This window comes from Gangjinia marincola (genome assembly GCF_039523415.1).
GTDB classification, from domain to species: domain Bacteria; phylum Bacteroidota; class Bacteroidia; order Flavobacteriales; family Flavobacteriaceae; genus Gangjinia; species Gangjinia marincola.
This window is the reverse complement of the sequence record NZ_BAAAFG010000014.1, coordinates 157,016-175,811: the sequence shown is the minus strand read 5'-3', so window position 1 is coordinate 175,811 and position 18,796 is coordinate 157,016. Positions and strand designations below refer to the sequence as shown.

General features: G+C 38.9%; 11 protein-coding genes. 4 read left to right on the top strand and 7 right to left on the bottom strand.

The window, feature by feature from the left end; genetic code table 11:
- Window positions 1-3: 3 nt before the first annotated feature.
- The 7 genes from ABD000_RS07545 to ABD000_RS07515 form a co-directional block, all read right to left on the bottom strand.
- On the bottom strand, window positions 4-2,391 hold the full coding sequence (locus ABD000_RS07545) for a glycoside hydrolase family 31 protein (RefSeq protein WP_343765508.1): 2,388 nt from the start codon (window positions 2,389-2,391) through the stop codon (window positions 4-6).
- Window positions 2,392-2,534: 143 nt separating this feature from the next.
- Window positions 2,535-3,464: an alpha/beta hydrolase gene (locus ABD000_RS07540; RefSeq protein ID WP_343765506.1), complete on the bottom strand. Its 930-nt coding sequence runs from the start codon at window positions 3,462-3,464 to the stop codon at window positions 2,535-2,537.
- Window positions 3,465-3,553: 89 nt separating this feature from the next.
- Window positions 3,554-5,416 carry a glycoside hydrolase family 13 protein gene (locus tag ABD000_RS07535; RefSeq protein ID WP_343765503.1) on the bottom strand — a complete coding sequence of 621 codons (1,863 nt, stop codon included), beginning with the start codon at window positions 5,414-5,416 and terminating at the stop codon, window positions 3,554-3,556.
- A gap of 78 nt (window positions 5,417-5,494) precedes the next feature.
- Entirely contained in the window at window positions 5,495-7,801 is a 2,307-nt protein-coding gene (locus ABD000_RS07530; RefSeq protein ID WP_343765501.1) for a glycoside hydrolase family 65 protein, read from the bottom strand.
- 133 nt (window positions 7,802-7,934) lie between these two features.
- Entirely contained in the window at window positions 7,935-8,594 is a 660-nt protein-coding gene (gene pgmB / locus ABD000_RS07525; RefSeq protein ID WP_343765499.1) for a beta-phosphoglucomutase, read from the bottom strand.
- Window positions 8,587-10,110 (bottom strand): MFS transporter, encoded by a 1,524-nt coding sequence (locus ABD000_RS07520; RefSeq protein ID WP_343765497.1) that lies wholly within the window; start codon window positions 10,108-10,110, stop codon window positions 8,587-8,589. Before ABD000_RS07520 ends, pgmB begins: the two co-directional genes overlap by 8 nt.
- Window positions 10,111-10,345: 235 nt before the next feature.
- Complete coding sequence (locus ABD000_RS07515; RefSeq protein WP_343765494.1) at window positions 10,346-11,368, bottom strand: LacI family DNA-binding transcriptional regulator; 1,023 nt, start codon at window positions 11,366-11,368, stop codon at window positions 10,346-10,348.
- A gap of 233 nt (window positions 11,369-11,601) precedes the next feature.
- On the opposite strand from ABD000_RS07515, the gene ABD000_RS07510 reads away from it, so the two are divergent.
- Genes ABD000_RS07510 through ABD000_RS07495 form a run of 4 tightly spaced genes read left to right on the top strand, consistent with a single transcriptional unit; the run spans window position 11,602 to window position 18,756 of the window.
- Window positions 11,602-14,532, top strand: a complete 2,931-nt coding sequence (locus ABD000_RS07510) for a SusC/RagA family TonB-linked outer membrane protein (protein WP_343765491.1) — start codon at window positions 11,602-11,604, stop codon at window positions 14,530-14,532.
- Window positions 14,533-14,542: 10 nt separating this feature from the next.
- Entirely contained in the window at window positions 14,543-16,147 is a 1,605-nt protein-coding gene (locus ABD000_RS07505) for a RagB/SusD family nutrient uptake outer membrane protein (protein WP_343765488.1), read from the top strand.
- A gap of 16 nt (window positions 16,148-16,163) precedes the next feature.
- On the top strand, window positions 16,164-17,267 hold the full coding sequence (locus tag ABD000_RS07500; RefSeq protein ID WP_343765485.1) for a SusE domain-containing protein: 1,104 nt from the start codon (window positions 16,164-16,166) through the stop codon (window positions 17,265-17,267).
- Window positions 17,268-17,274: 7 nt separating this feature from the next.
- Entirely contained in the window at window positions 17,275-18,756 is a 1,482-nt protein-coding gene (locus tag ABD000_RS07495) for a SusE domain-containing protein (RefSeq protein WP_343765483.1), read from the top strand.
- The last annotated feature ends 40 nt before the right edge of the window (window positions 18,757-18,796 follow it).

Sequence of the window (18,796 nt, the reverse complement as noted above, 5' to 3'; positions counted from 1 at the left end):
GGTCTATTGTTTAATTTGCAAATCCACTGTGGTACTGGCGTTCCAATCCACATCAACGCGTAATTGATTTTCGGTTTCACTATACTCAAAAGTGACTTTCTTGTCATTTATTCTAAGACTACGGGGTTTTTTCGCTACTCCATGAACAACCAAATTCACCCTTCTATTTTTAGGCTTTTCATTTTTCCCTACTAAGGTCGTCATGCCGATATAATGCGTATTTTTCTTTTTCACCGCATGAAAACGCAGGAGACGGTATTTGCCATTTTTGACCGTATTAGGTGTTTTGCCGTCATCCTCAAATAAAGTACCGCTACTCAATTGATTGCTGGTAAAATAATGTAGCATAAAGATATCTGTGCTATAGTCTGCGGTGGATTGAATAGTCTCAATCATAGGGATAAAACTTCCTTCTTTTACAAACGTGGGAATATATTCTTTTGTAACGCTTATCGCGGAAGACGATCCGCCAGGATACACCTCTTTAGTATAAAAATCAATCCAGTTGGATCCCTTGGGAAAGTACACTTGCTTAGTCGTGACGCCCGAAGCCGTGACAGGAGCAATCATAAAAGCGTCTCCCCAAAGGTATTGGTCTGAAACTTCGTACAACTCCAGATTGTTAGGCTCTTCAAAAAATAAAGGTCGCATTAATGGAATCCCGGTTCGGCTATTTTGATACGCCAAGGTGTAGTTGTACGGTAAAAGCTGATAGCGCAATTCTATGGCTTGTTTGGCTAGCTGTTTTGTTTCTGCATCATGAAACACAGGTTCTGGCGCGATATGTTCTTGCGCATGAGGACGACAAATCGGCTGAAAAACACCGTATTGCAGCCATCTGGTGTATAATTCTGCATCAAAGGTTTCTCCACCGGCAAAACCTCCCAAATCCGAATGCATATAGCCCAAGCCCTGTAATCCCATTTGAGTAGCAATTTCTACTTGGGGTTTGAGTCCGCCCCAGCTTCGACTCACATCACCCGACCAGGGAATAATGCCGTGGCGCTGCGAACCCGAGTATCCTGCCCGCATTAAAATAAACGGACGCTGATCTGGAAAGTCTTTTTGGTAGCCTTCGGCAATCATGCCTGCCCAATCGTGACCGTACGTATTGTGAATTTGTTTAGCAGGAATCCCCGCACCATGGATCATATCAGCCGGGTGAACCTCTGGCTCTCCCAAATCCCCCCACTGTCCTGCGACTCCGTAGGAATCAATCAATCCCTTATATACCGACCAAAACCATTCTTTTGCTTTGGGGTTGTAGAGGTCGACTAAGCCCGTATTGCCAAAATAAAAATCATAAGTATAGGGATTGCCCAAACTGTCTTTACCTACATAGCCATTATCACGCACGATGTCCCATTTGCTTGAACTGGTTAAGATAAAGGGTTCTGTGATGAGTATGGTATTGATGTCATCTTGAGCCAAATCTGCGATCATTTTTTTGGGGTTGGGAAAAGAATCTTTTAGAAATTCTAAGTTGCCCATGCTCCCCTTGATCTCTTTTCCAAACCAATAGATATCCAAAATAATTGCATCTAATGGAATGCTGTCGTTTTTGAACTTTTTTACCGTTTCTACTACTTCTTGCTGCGAGTGGTACCCAAACCTACTGGCGAAATTACCCAACGCCCAACGTGGTGGCATGGGCTGGCGTCCTGTGAGTTTGGTATACGCGTCCAGGATGGATGTCCACGTATTTCCAGCTACGATTTGATAAACCAAATCGCCACCATCTGGCTCAAAAGAGAGTTGATCTTCCTTAGATCCGGCCAAATCCAAATATCCTGTAAAGCTATTATCAAAATGTAAGAGATATTGATTCGAAGAAAGTGCGATTGGAAGGGTGTAATTCAATAATTCTGAGCGCTCTTCATACCCATAATGTGCCTGGTTATAGAGTTTAAGGCGGGTCCCTCTTCGATTCATCCCTAAAGCTCTTGCACCCCCGCCCATAAGTTTCTCTGGAGTTGTAACACTAAAGGTGAGTTTTGTGCTATCTGCCGGGGCTACTAATTCGCTGGTCAATGGATTGTCTAGGTACGCGTATTGAATTTCTGCCGGGCCGGTTTTGGCGATAAAAAAGGATAGGCCATTCGTTTTGACCGTGATGCGTTCATCGGTTTCTTCCAGCACAAAATCAGTTTGGTCAGGTTTCATTACCACTGCGTGTGATGGAATTTGTCGTTTACGCTTCCCCTCAAACCTTCTGGCCTCAATGATACGATCATTAAAAGGAGTGAATTCGTATGAAATTCCGTCTGTAAATTCTACGGTCACCCGGTTATTTTCTAGTGTGTGCGATACGTATGTTAGAGAAGTTTGCTGAGCAAACAGGGAACCTCCTAAAAAAATTAAGACATGGAATAAAACAGAATGTAATTTCATTAAATATTGTTTTGTTGCGTGATTAAACGCTAATGTTCAAAAGAATCATTTCTAAAGTCTCCTTCAAGCAGAGCGGTTGCTTCAATTTACAATGAAGCTATCATCAGATACTAAATAGATTGTCTTTTTAGAATGTAATGCATCTATTTTTCCATTAAAAACTCCATCCATACATCAACGCGTTTTTGCCAAGATGCTTCAGAATGATCAGTTCCTTCAAATTTAAGGTTTTTAAAGTTTTTTGCCGTATACCCGGCATTATGATAAAGCGAATCCACTGTTGGTGCGTACTTGGGATAATATTGATCTAAGGTTTTTGTACCAAAGTCGTAGTAGACATGGTGTGTTTTAGGATTTGGCATGGTCGCCTCAACGTACTTAAAAATGGCTTTTTCAAACGGATTATCCGGAGTGGGATTTGCTCCCGGCCAGTGCGTAGAGATCCCCGCGGCACCTCCTAAAATTTCTGGATACTCATGGATGGCATACATAGACATAAGTCCGCCCATACTGGATCCTGCTACAAACGTATTTTCCTTATCTGGTTTAGTGGCATAGGTCTTGTCTACAAAGGGTTTTAATTCTTCTACTAAAAATTTAAGATACTCATCGCCTGTAAGATTGGTGTTGAAATTTTGTTTTTGGGCATCTGCTCTAATCGCTTCGGCGGTTTCTTTAGGCATGTAATCAAAGGTTTTTTCGGGATAAAGATCCTGCCAACGTATGTCTGAAATACTGTGAATACCAACTACAATAACAGGTTCGATTTTATCCGCATTAACTAGTTTGGTCACTGTCTCATCAATTTTCCATTCCTGTTTATTCCAGGTGGTAGTAGAATCAAATAAGTTTTGACCGTCGTGCATGTACAATACCCCATATTTTTTTGATGGGGTGTATCCCTGCGGAAGCCAGATATCGACCCTTCTTGATTGAATATAGTTTGACGGAAAAGAATCTACACTCTCCAGGGTTCCGCCTGCCAATACGGCATTTTTTACTTTTACCGGACTTGGTTGTTGTGCATTACCGCTGAAGCATACAATAAGTAGGAATAAGATTATATTTTTCATTTGTGGTACGTTAATTATTAATTTTAGATTCCTGCCTTGCTCCTCCGCTAAAGCTTCGGCGACACGCGGACGCGGGAATGACAAATGAATTATAATTTCGTGGTCAGCACTGTGCTCCCCTTTTTATTTAACTTCATGGTATCACCCCAGGTCGTCACATCACCGGTAATAATATTCTTTAGCTGTTTGCCGCTGAGCATCAACTCTTCAAAACGATTCAAATTGAGATCATATGCCGTTTCATTTTTATTGATGATGTGAATGACCTTTTCTTCTCCATTAGAACGCACTAAAACATACACTCCCTCTACGGGTGCGAAATGTATCGTTTTCCCTTCTTGCAGCGCCTTACTGGACTTACGGTAGTTGAGTATTTTTCTTAAGTAAGCCTGCATATCCTTTTGTTCTGGCGACAGCCCATTTCCTGTAAAAGCACTTACCGTATCTCCTTGCCAACCACCTGGAAAATCGGTGCGAATGAGTCCGTGATCGCCGGGCTTATCAAAATCATCCATCATGATTTCTGTCCCATAATAAATCTGCGGAATACGCGGTAATACTAACAAATAACTCAGCGCCATTTTGGTATTCGCCACGTCACCGTCAAATTCTGTAAACACTCTACTCTTATCGTGATTATCTAAAAACGCCATAATTTTTTGCGGATACGCATAGGCGAAGTCATTGGCCAGCCCTTCATAAAGGTGGACTAAGCCTTCGTTCCAACTTTCAGGTTCTTTGATGCCTTTAATGATGTTACTTTGCATAGCAAAATCCATGGTAGAAGGCAAATTAGATTGATAATCTCCACCCACGGGTGAATTTTTTTGCCAGTAACTAATCAGCAGCGGATTGTAGCTCCACTCCTCACCTACAATACTAAAGTTGGGATACTCAGTCATAATGGCGCCGGCCCAGTTCGCCATAAATTTTTTATCGGGATAAGGATAAGTATCCTGACGAATGCCGCCTAACTCCAGGGTTTCTATCCACCATATGCTATTTTGAATGATGTATTTTGCCAGAAAGGGATTACGCTGATTTAAATCTGGCATAGTCTCAACAAACCATCCCTCATTCATGCCTTTTGCATCTACTTTTGACGCATAGAGATCCTGATTGGTGGTTCTTCTATGATTCGAATACATAGGTTGTTTACCGGCTTCAAAACGCTTTTGAAAATTTACCCAATCTTTAAAAGGCAAGTCTTTCATCCACCAGTGTTCTAACCCGCAGTGGTTAGCCACTTGATCCATGATGAGCTTCATGCCTTTAGCGCTGCTTTCTGCAGCCAGCATTTTGTATTCGTCTAAGGTCCCAAAACGCGGATCAACCTGATAATAATCGGTAATGGCATAGCCATGATAGGATCCTTGTTTCATATCATTGGTCAACAATGGAGAAGGCCAAACCGCGGTAAAACCCAGTTCTTTAATATAGTCCAAGTTCGAAGTTATCCCTTCGATATCCCCGCCGTGGCGTTTATAATCATGGCTGCGATCCACTTCTTGCTCTAATAATCCCTTAACCTGATCATTAGCAGAATTAGCATTCGCAAAACGATCTGGAGTAATGAGATAAATGGCATCACTGCTGTTAAATCCTATGTATTCCTTGGCAGGTTTGCTTCGGGCGAGTAAGGGATAATCCACCTTAACTTTCTTTCCTTTTGGAGGTGAAAATGTCAATGCGATGTTACCGGGTTTCGCTTCCGCTGAAAACAATAGATCCAGAAAGAGGTAATTTGGACTGTCGGTCTTATTCACTTTAGTGAGTTTAACACCAGGGTACTCTACTTCAACTTCCGCGAAAGCGATATCAGGATGATGCACTAGTACCTGTAGCATGTTATTTTTCATACCGGTCCACCAATTTGGGGGCTCCACCCGGTTGAGTTGGGCACTTAGAGAGGTACAGACAAGTAAGAATACTAGTTGAAATAATTTCTTCATGATCTCACATTTAAATTTTTTTTATGTAAAGTGACACTTCAAAACACCATGAGATAATGAGTTGGAGTTATCCAAGTTTTATATTGACATCTTCTCTTTTGGAGCTATGTGCTTTTCTTTTCCATCTACGACAAGCGTTAATTCTTGATCTCCTTCTACATTAAAGGAAGCACCCTCTTTCGTTACCGAAACGGTTATGATTTGGTCCCTAAAATTAACCTTAAATGAATATGAATTCCACTCCTTCGGAATTTTAGGACTAAAATGCAATTGATTGTCTTTTACGCGCATGCCGCCAAAACCTTCGACTATACTCATCCAGGTTCCTGCCATGGAGGTGATGTGAAGACCCTCATGTACTTCTTTATTGTAATCATCTAGATCAAGTCGAGAAGTTCTTAAATAAAAGGTGTAGGCCATCTCCATGTCATCCAGCGATGCAGCTAATACGCTATGTACACAGGGTGAAAGTGAAGATTCGTGCACCGTAAAAGGTTCATAAAAATCAAAGTGCTTTTTAAGCTCTTCTTTGGTAAAATGATCTTCAAAAAAGTAGAATCCTTGTAAGGTATCTGCCTGTTTGATATAGGGCGAACGCAAGATTCTATCCCAGCTCCAGTATTGATTAATGGGACGTTCACTCATTGCCAACTGATCCACAGGATTCAGTTCTTTGTCTAAAAAACCATCTTGCTGTAAAAAGACTTCATGTTCGTTGGAATATGGAAAATACATATGATCAGCCACCTCTTTCCATTGGTCAATCTCACCTTGAGTAAGTTTAGTTTCCTTAAAAATACGCGCATAATCTGAAGCGTATTCCTCTTTCACCTTATCTAGTTGCTCCACAGCATAGTCTATACACCATTTTGCAATGTAGTTGGTATACCAGTTATTGTTGACGTTGTTTTCGTATTCATTAGGACCTGTAACTCCTAAAATGACATATTTATTTTTGGACGTCGAAAAATTAGCGCGCTGTTGCCAAAAACGGGCAATACCGATGAGTACTTCCAGACCCTTTTCCGGAATATAACTATAATCCCCCGTAAAGCGATAATAATTGAAAATCGCGAATGCAATTGCGCCGTTACGGTGAATTTCTTCAAAGGTGATTTCCCATTCATTATGGCATTCTTCACCATTCATGGTTACCATGGGATATAACGCGGCACCATTAGAAAACCCAAGTTTTTCTGCATTTTCAATGGCTTTACCTAAATGTTGGTAACGATATGTTAAGAGATTTCTAGCCACGCCCTGATCTTTGGTCGCCATGTAAAAGGGAATACAATATGCTTCAGTATCCCAATAAGTACTTCCGCCGTATTTTTCGCCTGTAAATCCTTTAGGACCTATGTTCAAACTGGCATCTGTCCCCAAATAGGTTTGATTAAGCTGAAAAATATTGAATCGTATGGCCTGTTGTGCTTTTACATCACCGTCAATGGTTATGTCACCCATTTTCCAGATCTCAGCCCACGCCTGCTTTTGCTCTGCTAATAATTGATCAAATCCTTTTGTGGTAACCTCTTTTAGGACCGCTTTCGCAGAAGTCACTAATTGATCCTTATCGTGGTTGCGATCTACCGTATATCCTCCAAACTTTTGTACTGCTAGGGTTTCTCCCTTTTTCGCTTGCGCGGAATACGAAAACCGAACACTTTTATCATCTTTTGTAACGCTAGGTTCACCTGAAGCTTTTTCACCATCCTTTATGAATTGAGTTTCCATAAAGGTACAGGTCGAAAAGAAGGTTTTCATGGTATGCGCTTCTATAAATGCCTGAGAACCTTTAGCGTTAACCGATGTTACCTGCCAAAACTGATCATCCCAGTTAGAATCTTCATTGGTGATGCCTGCATCCAGATAAGGTTCAAATCTGATTTCGGCCTCTTGGTTTACGGGAGTAATCTTATAATCGATCGCACCTACTTGATCTGTAGATAAACTTAAGAATCGGGTGACTTCTACCGCTATCTTAACTGAATTTTGTAAAGTTGCAGTAAAGCTACGCGTATACCAACCCTCTTTCATGTTCAATTCACGCTTAAAATCTTCAATAGATGTGCAACGGTATAAATCCAACTGCTCATTATTGATCCATACGTCTATCCCAATCCAATTAGGAGCATTGAGTACTTTTGCGAAATATTCAGGATAACCATTTTTCCACCAGCCTACACGGGTTTTATCGGGATAGTAAACTCCGGCAATATAACTCCCCTGAAAGGTTGGCCCTGTATATAATTCTTCAAAATTAGCGCGTTGGCCCATCGCTCCATTGCCCAGTGCAAAGAGACTTTCAGATGATTTTACGCGTGTAGTATCAAATCCTTCTTCTATGATCGACCATTCATTTGGTATGATATAATCCTGATTCATTGATTTATTCTTTTATTCGGTACGTTGAAATATTTTATTCTCTATTAAAAATTTTACTTACTGTGGCGCTTCGACAAGCTCAGCGACCATTCGACAAGCTCAGCGACGATCTAATACATTTAGCAACTGGCACTTACTTGCGGATTAGTTCCTGTAAAAAATCTTTAGAAAGTTCTGTGAAATCTCTAAAAATATGATCTGCCTCATGTAATACATACTTATCTCCTATGCCAATACTTACCATTCCGGCAATATTTGCCGCTTGTACTCCGGCGACAGAATCTTCAAACACAATGCAGTCTTCGGGCTTTATGTCGAGTGCTTTTGCACCAATGAGGAAAACTTCCGGATCTGGTTTAGCTTTAGACACATCTGTACCATCCACAATAGCATCAAATTGATCTGTCAAATCTACTTTTTCTAAAATTCTACGGGCATTTTTACTGGCTGAGCCTAACGCTATGGCTTGGTTTTGCTCTTTTAAATACTCCAGCGTTTCAGCCACCTTAGGCAAAAGCTCATCTTCATCCATGCGATCTACGTGAGCCAGATATTCTTCATTTTTATGCGCCATAAGGCGGTCAAATTCTTCTTGAGAAATGCTTTTGTTTCCCCAGTCAAGAATTTTCTCTAAGGATCGTACTCTGCTAACTCCTTTGAGTTGCTCATTTTCTTCTTCGGTAAAATCAATCCCGAGTGAGTTTGCCAGGTTTCTCCACGCTAAAAAGTGATATTTGGCCGTATCAACAATCACCCCATCCAGATCGAATATAAATCCTTTACGCTTATTCATTAATATTAATTTTTCTGTTGGTAGACACCCCTAAAGTTAAGAATCCTGCCAAGATCATTGCACATCCTCCTACAATCAATGCATATACAGGTTCATTATTAAATAATTCTTTGACCAAGAAGCCCAAAATTGTGGCTGCTACAATCTGCGGGATAACGATAAAGAAATTAAATACCCCCATATAATATCCCATTTTTGAGGCCGGCAGTGATCCCGAAAGCATTGCATAAGGGATAGATAAAATACTCGCCCATGCAATTCCTACCCCTACCATAGAAAGTAGTAAACCTACTTTATCTCCAAGAAAATAAATAGAGATAAGACCTACACCTCCAAAACTTAGGGCAAGTAAATGAGTTACTTTATTACTAGTTCTTCTAGCTAATACCGGTAATAAAAATGCTACCGCGGCGGCCACACCATTATATACCGTAAACATTACGGTAACCCAGTCAGCAGCATCATTATAAGCTTCGGTGGTGGTGTCTGTCTCACCAAACACATGACCTGTAACGGCTTGCGTGGTATATATCCACATGGAGAAGAGGGCAAACCATGAAAAGAACTGCACCCAAGCTAATTGTTTCATGGTTTTAGGCATATTTAGCAAATCCGTCACAATAATGGTAAAGCCGTTTTTAATCTGCTGATTTCTAAGAATTGCAGCCAGAAGAAAAAGCATTCCAAAAATGACTAACCCAACAAATAGGATATATAATTCTTTTGTAAGATTATTTGAATAGATAAGATATGTTATGATACCTCCAAGAATGATCATACCAATACCGTAGACCTGTTGTTTTTTAATACTCTTTTTTCTATTCGCTTCTTCTATACGTCCATCTGTAGCGGCCTCGTCTAGCTTTTCGGCTGCTTCAAAAGCCGCAAGCTCTTCAGGAGAATATTCTTTAGAAGAAAATACGGTCCATAGTACAGCTAGGAGAAATACAATTCCGCCAACATAAAATGACCATTTTACTGAAGGCGGTATAATACCTTCTGGAGCAGTATTGCTCAATCCAATATAGTTGGTAAATATATAAGGCAGCAAGGATCCTGCCACCGCCCCGATGCCGATAAAAAAACTCTGCATAGCAAAACCCAGAGTACGCTGACGTTCCGGTAGATTATCTCCTACAAAAGCCCTAAAAGGTTCCATTGAGATATTGATGGATGCATCCATGAGCCAGAGTGTACCGGCGGCAACCCAAAGTGAAGGTGAGTTAGGCATGATAAACAGTGCAATGGAAGAAAGAATTGCCCCTACCAAGAAATAGGGTTTGCGACGACCTAGTTTTGTCCAGGTACGATCGCTCATATACCCAATGATAGGTTGAATGATCAATCCCGTGACTGGTGCCGCAATCCAAAGGATAGGTATATCCTCTACATCTGCCCCTAAGGTTTCGAAAATTCTGGAAGTGTTTGCATTCTGTAGTGCAAATCCGAACTGTATTCCCAGAAATCCGAAACTCATGTTCCAGATTTGCCAGAAACTTAATTGTTTTTTTTGCATATCGTATCATTAATACGATAAGCCATTATGACTTATCACTTGAGGGAAGTAAGCTTACGTCAATAATTTGAAGGGTAAATATAGAATATTTTATTTATTTAGTAGCTTCACTATTCGTCTAGCACTAAAATTTTAACCTAAATCGTTTGCGGAACTAGTTTTTTAGTTTAAGGTTACTACTACTAATTACTGGCTACTGGCTATTGACTATTGGCTATTGGCTAATAACTCATACCTACCGTGTTGATTCGCGTTTAACCAGATTAGTTTTGATTTCAATGGTTTGGTACTGCTCCTCTTCTTCGGTTTCAGGTTTTTCAAGCTTGTCGATGATAAGTTTAGCGGCTTGTCGGCCCATTTCGGTACCCGGTTGGTTTACTGTAGTAAGCTTAGGGATAAAATTTTTGGAGATCACTCCGTCAGTAAAGCCAATCACAGAAACATCTTCCGGAATTTCTTTTTCAGTCTTTCGCAACGCTGAAATTGCCTGTACAGCATATTCTTCATTCACGGCAAATATTCCGTCAAAATCTTCCGTTTTGACAAATTCTTTAATCAATTCTTCAGAATTTGAATCATCTTCTATCTTTAAAATGTATTTTTCATGAATAGGCATTCTATTTTTGTTTAACGCTTCAGTATATCCCTGTGTGCGTAATTTTCCGACATTAATATAATCAGGAGTAGTGATTAAGCCAACTTTTTTACATCCTGTATCCAATAGATGTTGTACTGCTTTAGTCGCTCCTTCTACATCATCAATCACCACTTTATCGCATTTAATTTGATCTACAACGCGATCAAACATTACCACAGGCATTCCCTGATTAATCACCTCATTAATATGGTGATAATCTTCTTTAAGCATAGTTTCTTTTGAGATCGATAGGATAAACCCGTCAATACTCCCATTTGCCAACATCTCCATGTTGATCACCTCTTTATCAAACGAGTTATTAGACAGACAAACCATCACGTGATAGCCCTTTTCATTGGCATATTCTTCAATACCGCGTATAACTGTAGTGAAAAAATGATGCACAATTTCTGGAACAATAAGACCGATGGTTTTTGTTTTTCTATTCTTGAGGCTTAACGCAATGTTGTTTGGTTTGTAATTATAGAGCTTGGCAAAGGCCTTTACTTTTTGCTTGGTATCTTCACTAATTTCCGCACTATCTCTAAGCGCTTTTGAAACAGTAGAGATAGACACATCTAATTCTCGCGCAATTTGTTTGAGGGTAAGTTTTGGTCTCATAAAAAATTGAATGTCATTGTCAAATTGTGAATCAAAGATAATTTTATTTGCGGATACATTAATTAAACAGATGTTAAGCGCAAAATTGTTAAAACAAAGAAAGTTTTCCACACGAAAACGTTTGCGTCGTAGTTTTGCGTAAGTTAAACTTTTAGGAACCTAAAATTTACATATTTTTAACGTCGGGAAGTAAGTTTTTAAGTTCTATTTAACTAAACCATAATTCATATTATATGAAATCACTATTTAAAAGTTCGCTCTTTATCTTTATGATGATACCGGCGTACTTTTTTGCGCAAACTACAGTAACCGGAACGGTGACTGAAGAAGGATCTAATATGCCAATACCTGGCGTTAATGTAATTATTAAAGATTCTACCACAGGTACCACAACAGATTTTGATGGTAATTATTCGTTAGATAATGTCAATCAAGGTGATGTTCTTGTATTTTCTTATGTAGGTTACTTAACTAGGGAAATTGCTTTTACAGGACAAACTTCGATTAATGTTGCGCTACCATTAGACGCAGCTGTGTTAGACGAAGTTGTGCTTGTTGGTTATGGGTCTACTACAAAAAAAGATTTAACAGGTTCTGTTACTTCAATAACCACTGAGGATTTCAACGAAGGAAACATCGTAACCGCTGAAAATCTTCTTGCAGGTAGAGCTGCTGGTGTACAAATTATTACAGATGGAGCACCGGGGGGTGGAGCAAATATTCAAATTAGGGGTGCCACTTCCTTAAATGCGGGTAGTGCTCCTTTAATAGTTGTAGATGGATTACCTCTTCAGGGTGGAACTGCGGATGGATCACGATCATTTTTATCGACGCTTAATCCTAATGATATCAAATCATTTAACATTTTAAAAGATGCTTCGGCAACAGCAATATATGGCAATAGGGCATCAGGTGGAGTGATTATCATTGAGACTAAAAAGGGTACGTCTACTCTAAATGCGACTTTTGATCAACTTTATAATGTAAATGTTCTACCTAATCTTATAGAAAATTTTTCTGCCAGTGAGTACAGAAATATAATTTCTGATCGTTTCCCTGAGCGACTTAGTGAATTAGGAGAATTTAATACGGATTGGCAGAGAGCGATATACCAGCAAAAACTTGGATCTATAACTAATGCTTCTGTTAGTGGATCTATCGCGAACATACTGCCGGCAAGGCTATCCATGAATTTAACAAATCAACCTGGTGCTAGAAAGACCTCAGAATTTCAGAGGTATACATCTTCTTTAGCTCTAAATCCTACTTTTTTTGATGGTAACTTACGATTTGACCTAAATGCAAATTATGCTATTGAAGAAAATAGATTTGCAGATGCTGTTGAACGAGGATCACTCACGTTTGACCCAACGCAACCTATATTCGCTGATGGGTTAAATGTTGGAGCTGGATTTTTCGAATATACAAATCCAGATGGCACATTAGCAGCTGCTAATGCTCCAAAAAACCCATTAGCCTTACTAGATTTACGCAACAACCGTAGTAACGTAAAACGTTTATTTGGTAATCTCAAAACCACGGTCAAATTTCCTTGGGTTGAAGGTTTAAGTGCAACGCTTAACTTAGGTTTTGATGAAACAAGAACGAGAGGGACGAATGAATTAGATAGAAGATCTGCGGCAGGAGTGCGTTTGGAAATTGATGGCCAAGAGACTCTTGTTGGCTCTAAAACAGATTATGCTGATTATCGAAGAAACAGGAACCTAAACGCTACATTAAATTATAAAACGGGAGAGGATTTTACCGTTGATTTAACAGCAGGTTATGATTGGCAACGTTTTGATCGGAGCGGGTTTAATTCTGGAGAACAGAGGGATTTGGATACTGATTTTGACAATTTTACAGAAGATGATGTTCAGTTACTTGGATTTTTAGGTAGAGCAAATTTTGGCTACTTGGGTAAATATTTAGTTACTTTAAATTATCGCTATGACGGTACTTCACGATTTAGTGAAGACAATCGTTGGGATGGATTTGCAGGTGGTTCTCTTGCATGGAATATAGCAGAAGAAGAGTTTTTAAAAGACAATAGCACGCTAAGCCTTTTAAAACTTAGATTGGGATACGGTGAAACTGGAAATCAAGCTATAAACGCGGGGACGTTATTCTTAAATAGATACCGCTTTAGCCAAGGAACGTCTCAATACATTTTTGGTGGAGAAACATTTCCGGTAGCTGTACCTTTAGTGTTTAACCCTGATATTAGATGGGAGAAACAGACCGAATACAACATTGGTTTAGACTATGGCCTTTTTGCTGACAGAATAATCGGTTCATTTGATATTTTTCAACGTAATACCACAGATCTAATCGTTTTTTCTCAACTAGAAGAGGGTAATAATTTCTCAAATCGTGTTGATCGAAATGTAGGTGAATTAGAGACTAGAGGATTTGAAGCTAATGTAGATATAGCATTAGTTCAAAAATCTGATTTTAACTGGAATGTAAATTATAACTTTACCTATCTGGATCAAGAGATCGTAGATTTAGATGGCGATATTTTTGAGGTTGGGGGTATTTCAGGAGGTACAGGATTAAATATTCAAGTACAGCAAGAGGGAGTATGGCCTAACTCATTTTTAGTATACAATCAGCTTTATGACGATAATGGAAATCCAATACAAGGTGCTTTTTCTGATTTAAATGGGGATGGAATTATTAATGCAGATGATAGATACGTATATCAAAATCCAAGCGCTAATGTTATTATGGGCTTTCAGTCTCAATTAAATTATAAAAATTTAGATTTTAGTTTTAACCTTAGGGCAAATTTAAATAATTACGTGTATAACAATGTAGAAAGCGATCTTGCAGAATATAGAGCTCTATTAAATAACAATTTCTTAGGGAACATACCTACCAGTGTACTCAATAGTAATTTTGAATCTACTGATGGAAATCAAATCTTTTCAGATTATTACGTTCGCAATGCCTCATTTTTGAGAATGGATAATGTCACTTTAGGATACACATTTGACATTAGTGAAAAAAGAAATAGTAAAATGAGATTATCGACAGGGGTGCAAAATGTTTTTGTTCTAACAGATTACAATGGTTTAGATCCTGAAATTTCTGGAGGTATTGATAATACAATTTATCCTAGAGCCAGAACCTACTTATTTGGCATACGTTATACTTATTAAAATGATGAACATGAAAAAAATGAGTTTTTATTTTAGATTAATATTATCAACTATAATGCTAGCCGCAACGGTTAGCTGCGTTGATGATTTAGATGTTGAACCACAGGATGACCAAAATGTTTTAGCCGATGAACTGTTTCAGGATATTGAAGGATATCAAGCACTTATTGGAGCAGCATATGCCAATCTAGCATTAACAGGACCTGATGGACCTGAGTCATCTAATATCGCAAACATTGATGCGGGAACAAGCCAATACGGTAGGGCGTTAATGAATTTACAAACATTTAGTACAGATGAAGCAGTATGGACATATGAAAATGATCCTGGAATTGGAGATATTCAACGTTCCATCTGGTCTTCAAATAATGTAATTTCTGCTGGTGCTTATGCCCGTATTCGTTACATGATTTCTGTTACAAATAATTTTCTAGCGCAATCTACTCCAGACTTAATATCATCAAGAGGATTTAATAGTGAAGAAACTGCATTAATAAATCAATATGCTGCCGAGGCAAGACTATTAAGAGCAATGGCATATTATCACATGACTGATCTATTTGGTAAGGCTCCTTTACTTTTAGAGAACGATCCACCCATTGGATATGAAGCGCCAGAGCTTGATCGTGTAGAGCTATTTAATTTTGTCGAAGGAGAATTACTCGATATAGAAGAGGAACTTGAAGAACCCAGAGGTTTTGTAGGAGTAGATTATGGCCGTGCAGATCGTGCGGTAGCATGGATGATTTTGTCAAAGCTATATTTAAATGCCGAAGTATATACTGGTCAGGGTCGTTATGCTGACGCATTAACTTACATTAATAAAATTCTTAATGAAGGTGGCTATAGCTTGGCCAATGAGTATAAAAATTTATTTAGAGGTGACAACGATGTAAACGAAGCAAATAGCGAGATCATCTTTGCTATCATTTCTGATGGTATTACTGTTCAAAACTTTGGACCTACTACTGTGATGACAAACGGTGCCGTGGGAAGTTTAGAACAAAATGGTGCCAATTTGGGGGTAACCGAAGCTGGTTGGGGTGGTGCCATAAGAGTGTCTCCTCAGTTCGCTGATAAAATGTTACCTTCTGATGATCGAAACACTCTTATAACAGACGGTAGATCAGCAAACATTACGAATATAACGGATCCAGCTACAGGTTTTATTTTAGAAAAATATTCAAACTTAACTGCTGATGGTGAATCTGGTAGCGATTTGACATTTAGTGACGTAGATTTTCCCATGTTTCGACTTGGTGATGTATACTTAATGTATGCCGAAGCTGTTTTGAGAGACGGCGGAGGTGATCAAGCAACTGCCCTAGATTACATAAATCAGCTAAGAATCAGAGCTAACGCTCCTCAAATAAATTCAGGTGATTTAACATTAGATTTTATAATTGATGAACGTGCAAGAGAGCTGTATTGGGAATTGCATAGACGCCAAGATCTAATTCGTTTTAGTTTATTTACTGGTGGCGTATACAACTGGGCACTTAAAGGAAATTCATTGATCAATGGTACGGGGATAGCGAGTTTTAGAGATCTCTATCCAATACCTGCTAATGTGGTGCAATCAAATGACAACTTAACTCAGAACGAAGGTTATTAATAAATAAAAAAAAGCAATGAAAAAAATTCTTTATTTCTTCTTCCTATCCTTACTAATAGGATTTAACTCTTCTTGTGAGGGTGATCGCGAAGAATTATCAGTTCAAGTACAGGGTCAACCCGTGCTTTTTGATGTAGATGTCGATGTGTTAGTCTTGGATTCAAACAATTTGAATAATCCGGCGCTTACGCTTCAGTGGGACAAAGCTGACTATGGAGTTCAAACTGCTGTACAATATGATGTTGAACTATCTAATTCTGCAGATTTTGAAATGAATACATTGGGTGCAACTACTTCAGCCACTACAATAACTTGGTCTGTTAGAGAGCTTAATAATGTTTTGGGGAATATTAATGTGACACCTTTTGAAGAAAATGAAATCTTTTTTAGAATAAGATCAGTTGTTGGTAATGATGATTCATTACCAGCATTTTCAGAAGTAATCTCAGTTACAATTGTGCCTTACTACACTTTTCCTTTCTTAGACATTTTTCTTGTAGGTAATGCATGTGTATCTGATTGGAATAATGATAATAATAATCCCCCGCTTCTAAGATCACCTGGTAACCCTAACGCTTACAGTTATACAGGATTTTTTAATGGTGATCCCAATCAATTTAAAATTCTGGAAACAAGAGGTCAATGGCAACCTCAATGGGGTGATACTGATACTCCCGGAGAGCTTGCTGTAAATCGAGGTGATTCTGATGATCCAGGCGAATTTGATTTACCCGGAGACGCAGGATACTATGTTTTTAATTGTGAACTAATGGGCAATACTGGAACCTTTACAATAAATGCATTTGAAGGTGATCTTATCACACCTCCATCAATAATAAATATATCTGGAAGTGCTACAGATGAGGCGCAATCACTTGAGTTGACGCAAAGGGACGCGGGATTTGATCCTTATGTTTGGACATCTGGACCTATAAGATTAATTCCCGGTGAATTAAATTTCATTATAGACGGTAATTCACTAGGTGGAGATACAGAATTTAGTGGTACAGCAAGTGCAGATTCTCCAGCAATACCCGTTGTAGTTATTGACGATTACGAAGTGTGGTATTATGCTTTGACTAATGAATATCATTTAATTCCTTTGACATATACTAATTAGAATTGTTATGAAAAAATATCTGTATTTACTTACTATATTGAGTCTACTTGTTATTGTAGGCTGTGAAGAAGAAGCAACGCCAGAATTTGAAGAAGATCAACAAGTTTTCGTAATCAATGATGCTGGATTATCAAGCGTTGGTTTAAACTTTAGTATTCCTCAAAATCCTGCTTTTACATTGACGTGGCAGGACAATTTGACCGGAAGCTCTAGTTATGATGTGGAGTTTGCCTTAACGGAAGATTTCGAAGAAACAGCCACCTTAAGAACTACAGCTGAACAATCATTCACAATTTCAGTAGCCGAATTGAATAGCTTTCTATTAGATCAAGGCGCAGTACCATTTCAGTCATTTCCATTTTTTTTAAGAATTGTAGCCGAAAATGACATAACAACAGAGAATATTCAATATTCTGCCATCACTTATGTAGATGGAGTTAATCCGCAATTCACTTCAATCTCAAATGATACAGAATTAACTTTAGTAGAGGATCTAGCTGAAGAAGATGTGGCAACTGTAACGTGGTCTGATTTTGATAATGAAGCCTCTGTTGTAAATGTTGATTATGTACTTGAAGCTGCCTTTGCCGGGACAGACTTTGAAACTGTTTTGGTAGCAGGAACTACAACAAGTGACGCAGATGGAGATGAGGATGATGATATTGAAAATCAAATTACTTGGACCCATGAAGAAGTCAACAATTTAGCCAATGCACTAGGAGTAACTCTAGGTGAAACAACCATGGTTGATTTACGTATTAAATCTTCGTTGATCAGTAATAATGCAGAACTCGTTCGATATAGCGATCCTGTAACGATCACAGTAAATACCTATGAGCCTACTCCGGCAGGTGAAGGACCTTATCTGTTCTTAGTTGGTGCTGCAACAGCACCGGGTTGGGATAACAACAATAACAATCCCCCTGTATTTAGAAATGCAGATGATTCATTCTCATATACCTATACGGGCTATTTTGAAGCAGATGCCTTCAAAATGCTTGAGGAACGCGGTCAATGGCAGCCCCAATGGGGAACCAACGATGGTTCAACGTTAGCCGTAAACCCCGGTGATACTAGTGATCCAGATGTATTCTCAGTAGCCACCGCTGGATATAAAACATTTCAAGTAGATATCGTTGGAGATTCCGGAACATTTTCTATCACTGACTTTGATGCATCCGGTTCACCAGACTACACTTCTCCAGGAATTGGTCTTATTGGAAGTTCAACACCCAATGGCTGGGATGATGATACACCTATGACACAAAGTACATTTGACAGCCATTTATGGTATATAACGGATGTAGTTTTAGTAGATGGAGAAGCGAAATTTAGAACCGTAGGCAACTGGGATATAAACTGGGGTGCAGATACTTCGTTCTATGGACAAGGAACTCAAAATGGATCTAATATTCCGGTTACGGCTGGAACATATGACGTTTGGTTTAACGATCTGGATGGTCGATACGTATTTATTTTAATTGATTAATGCTATAACGTTTCAAAAAAGCCTGTGAATTCACAGGCTT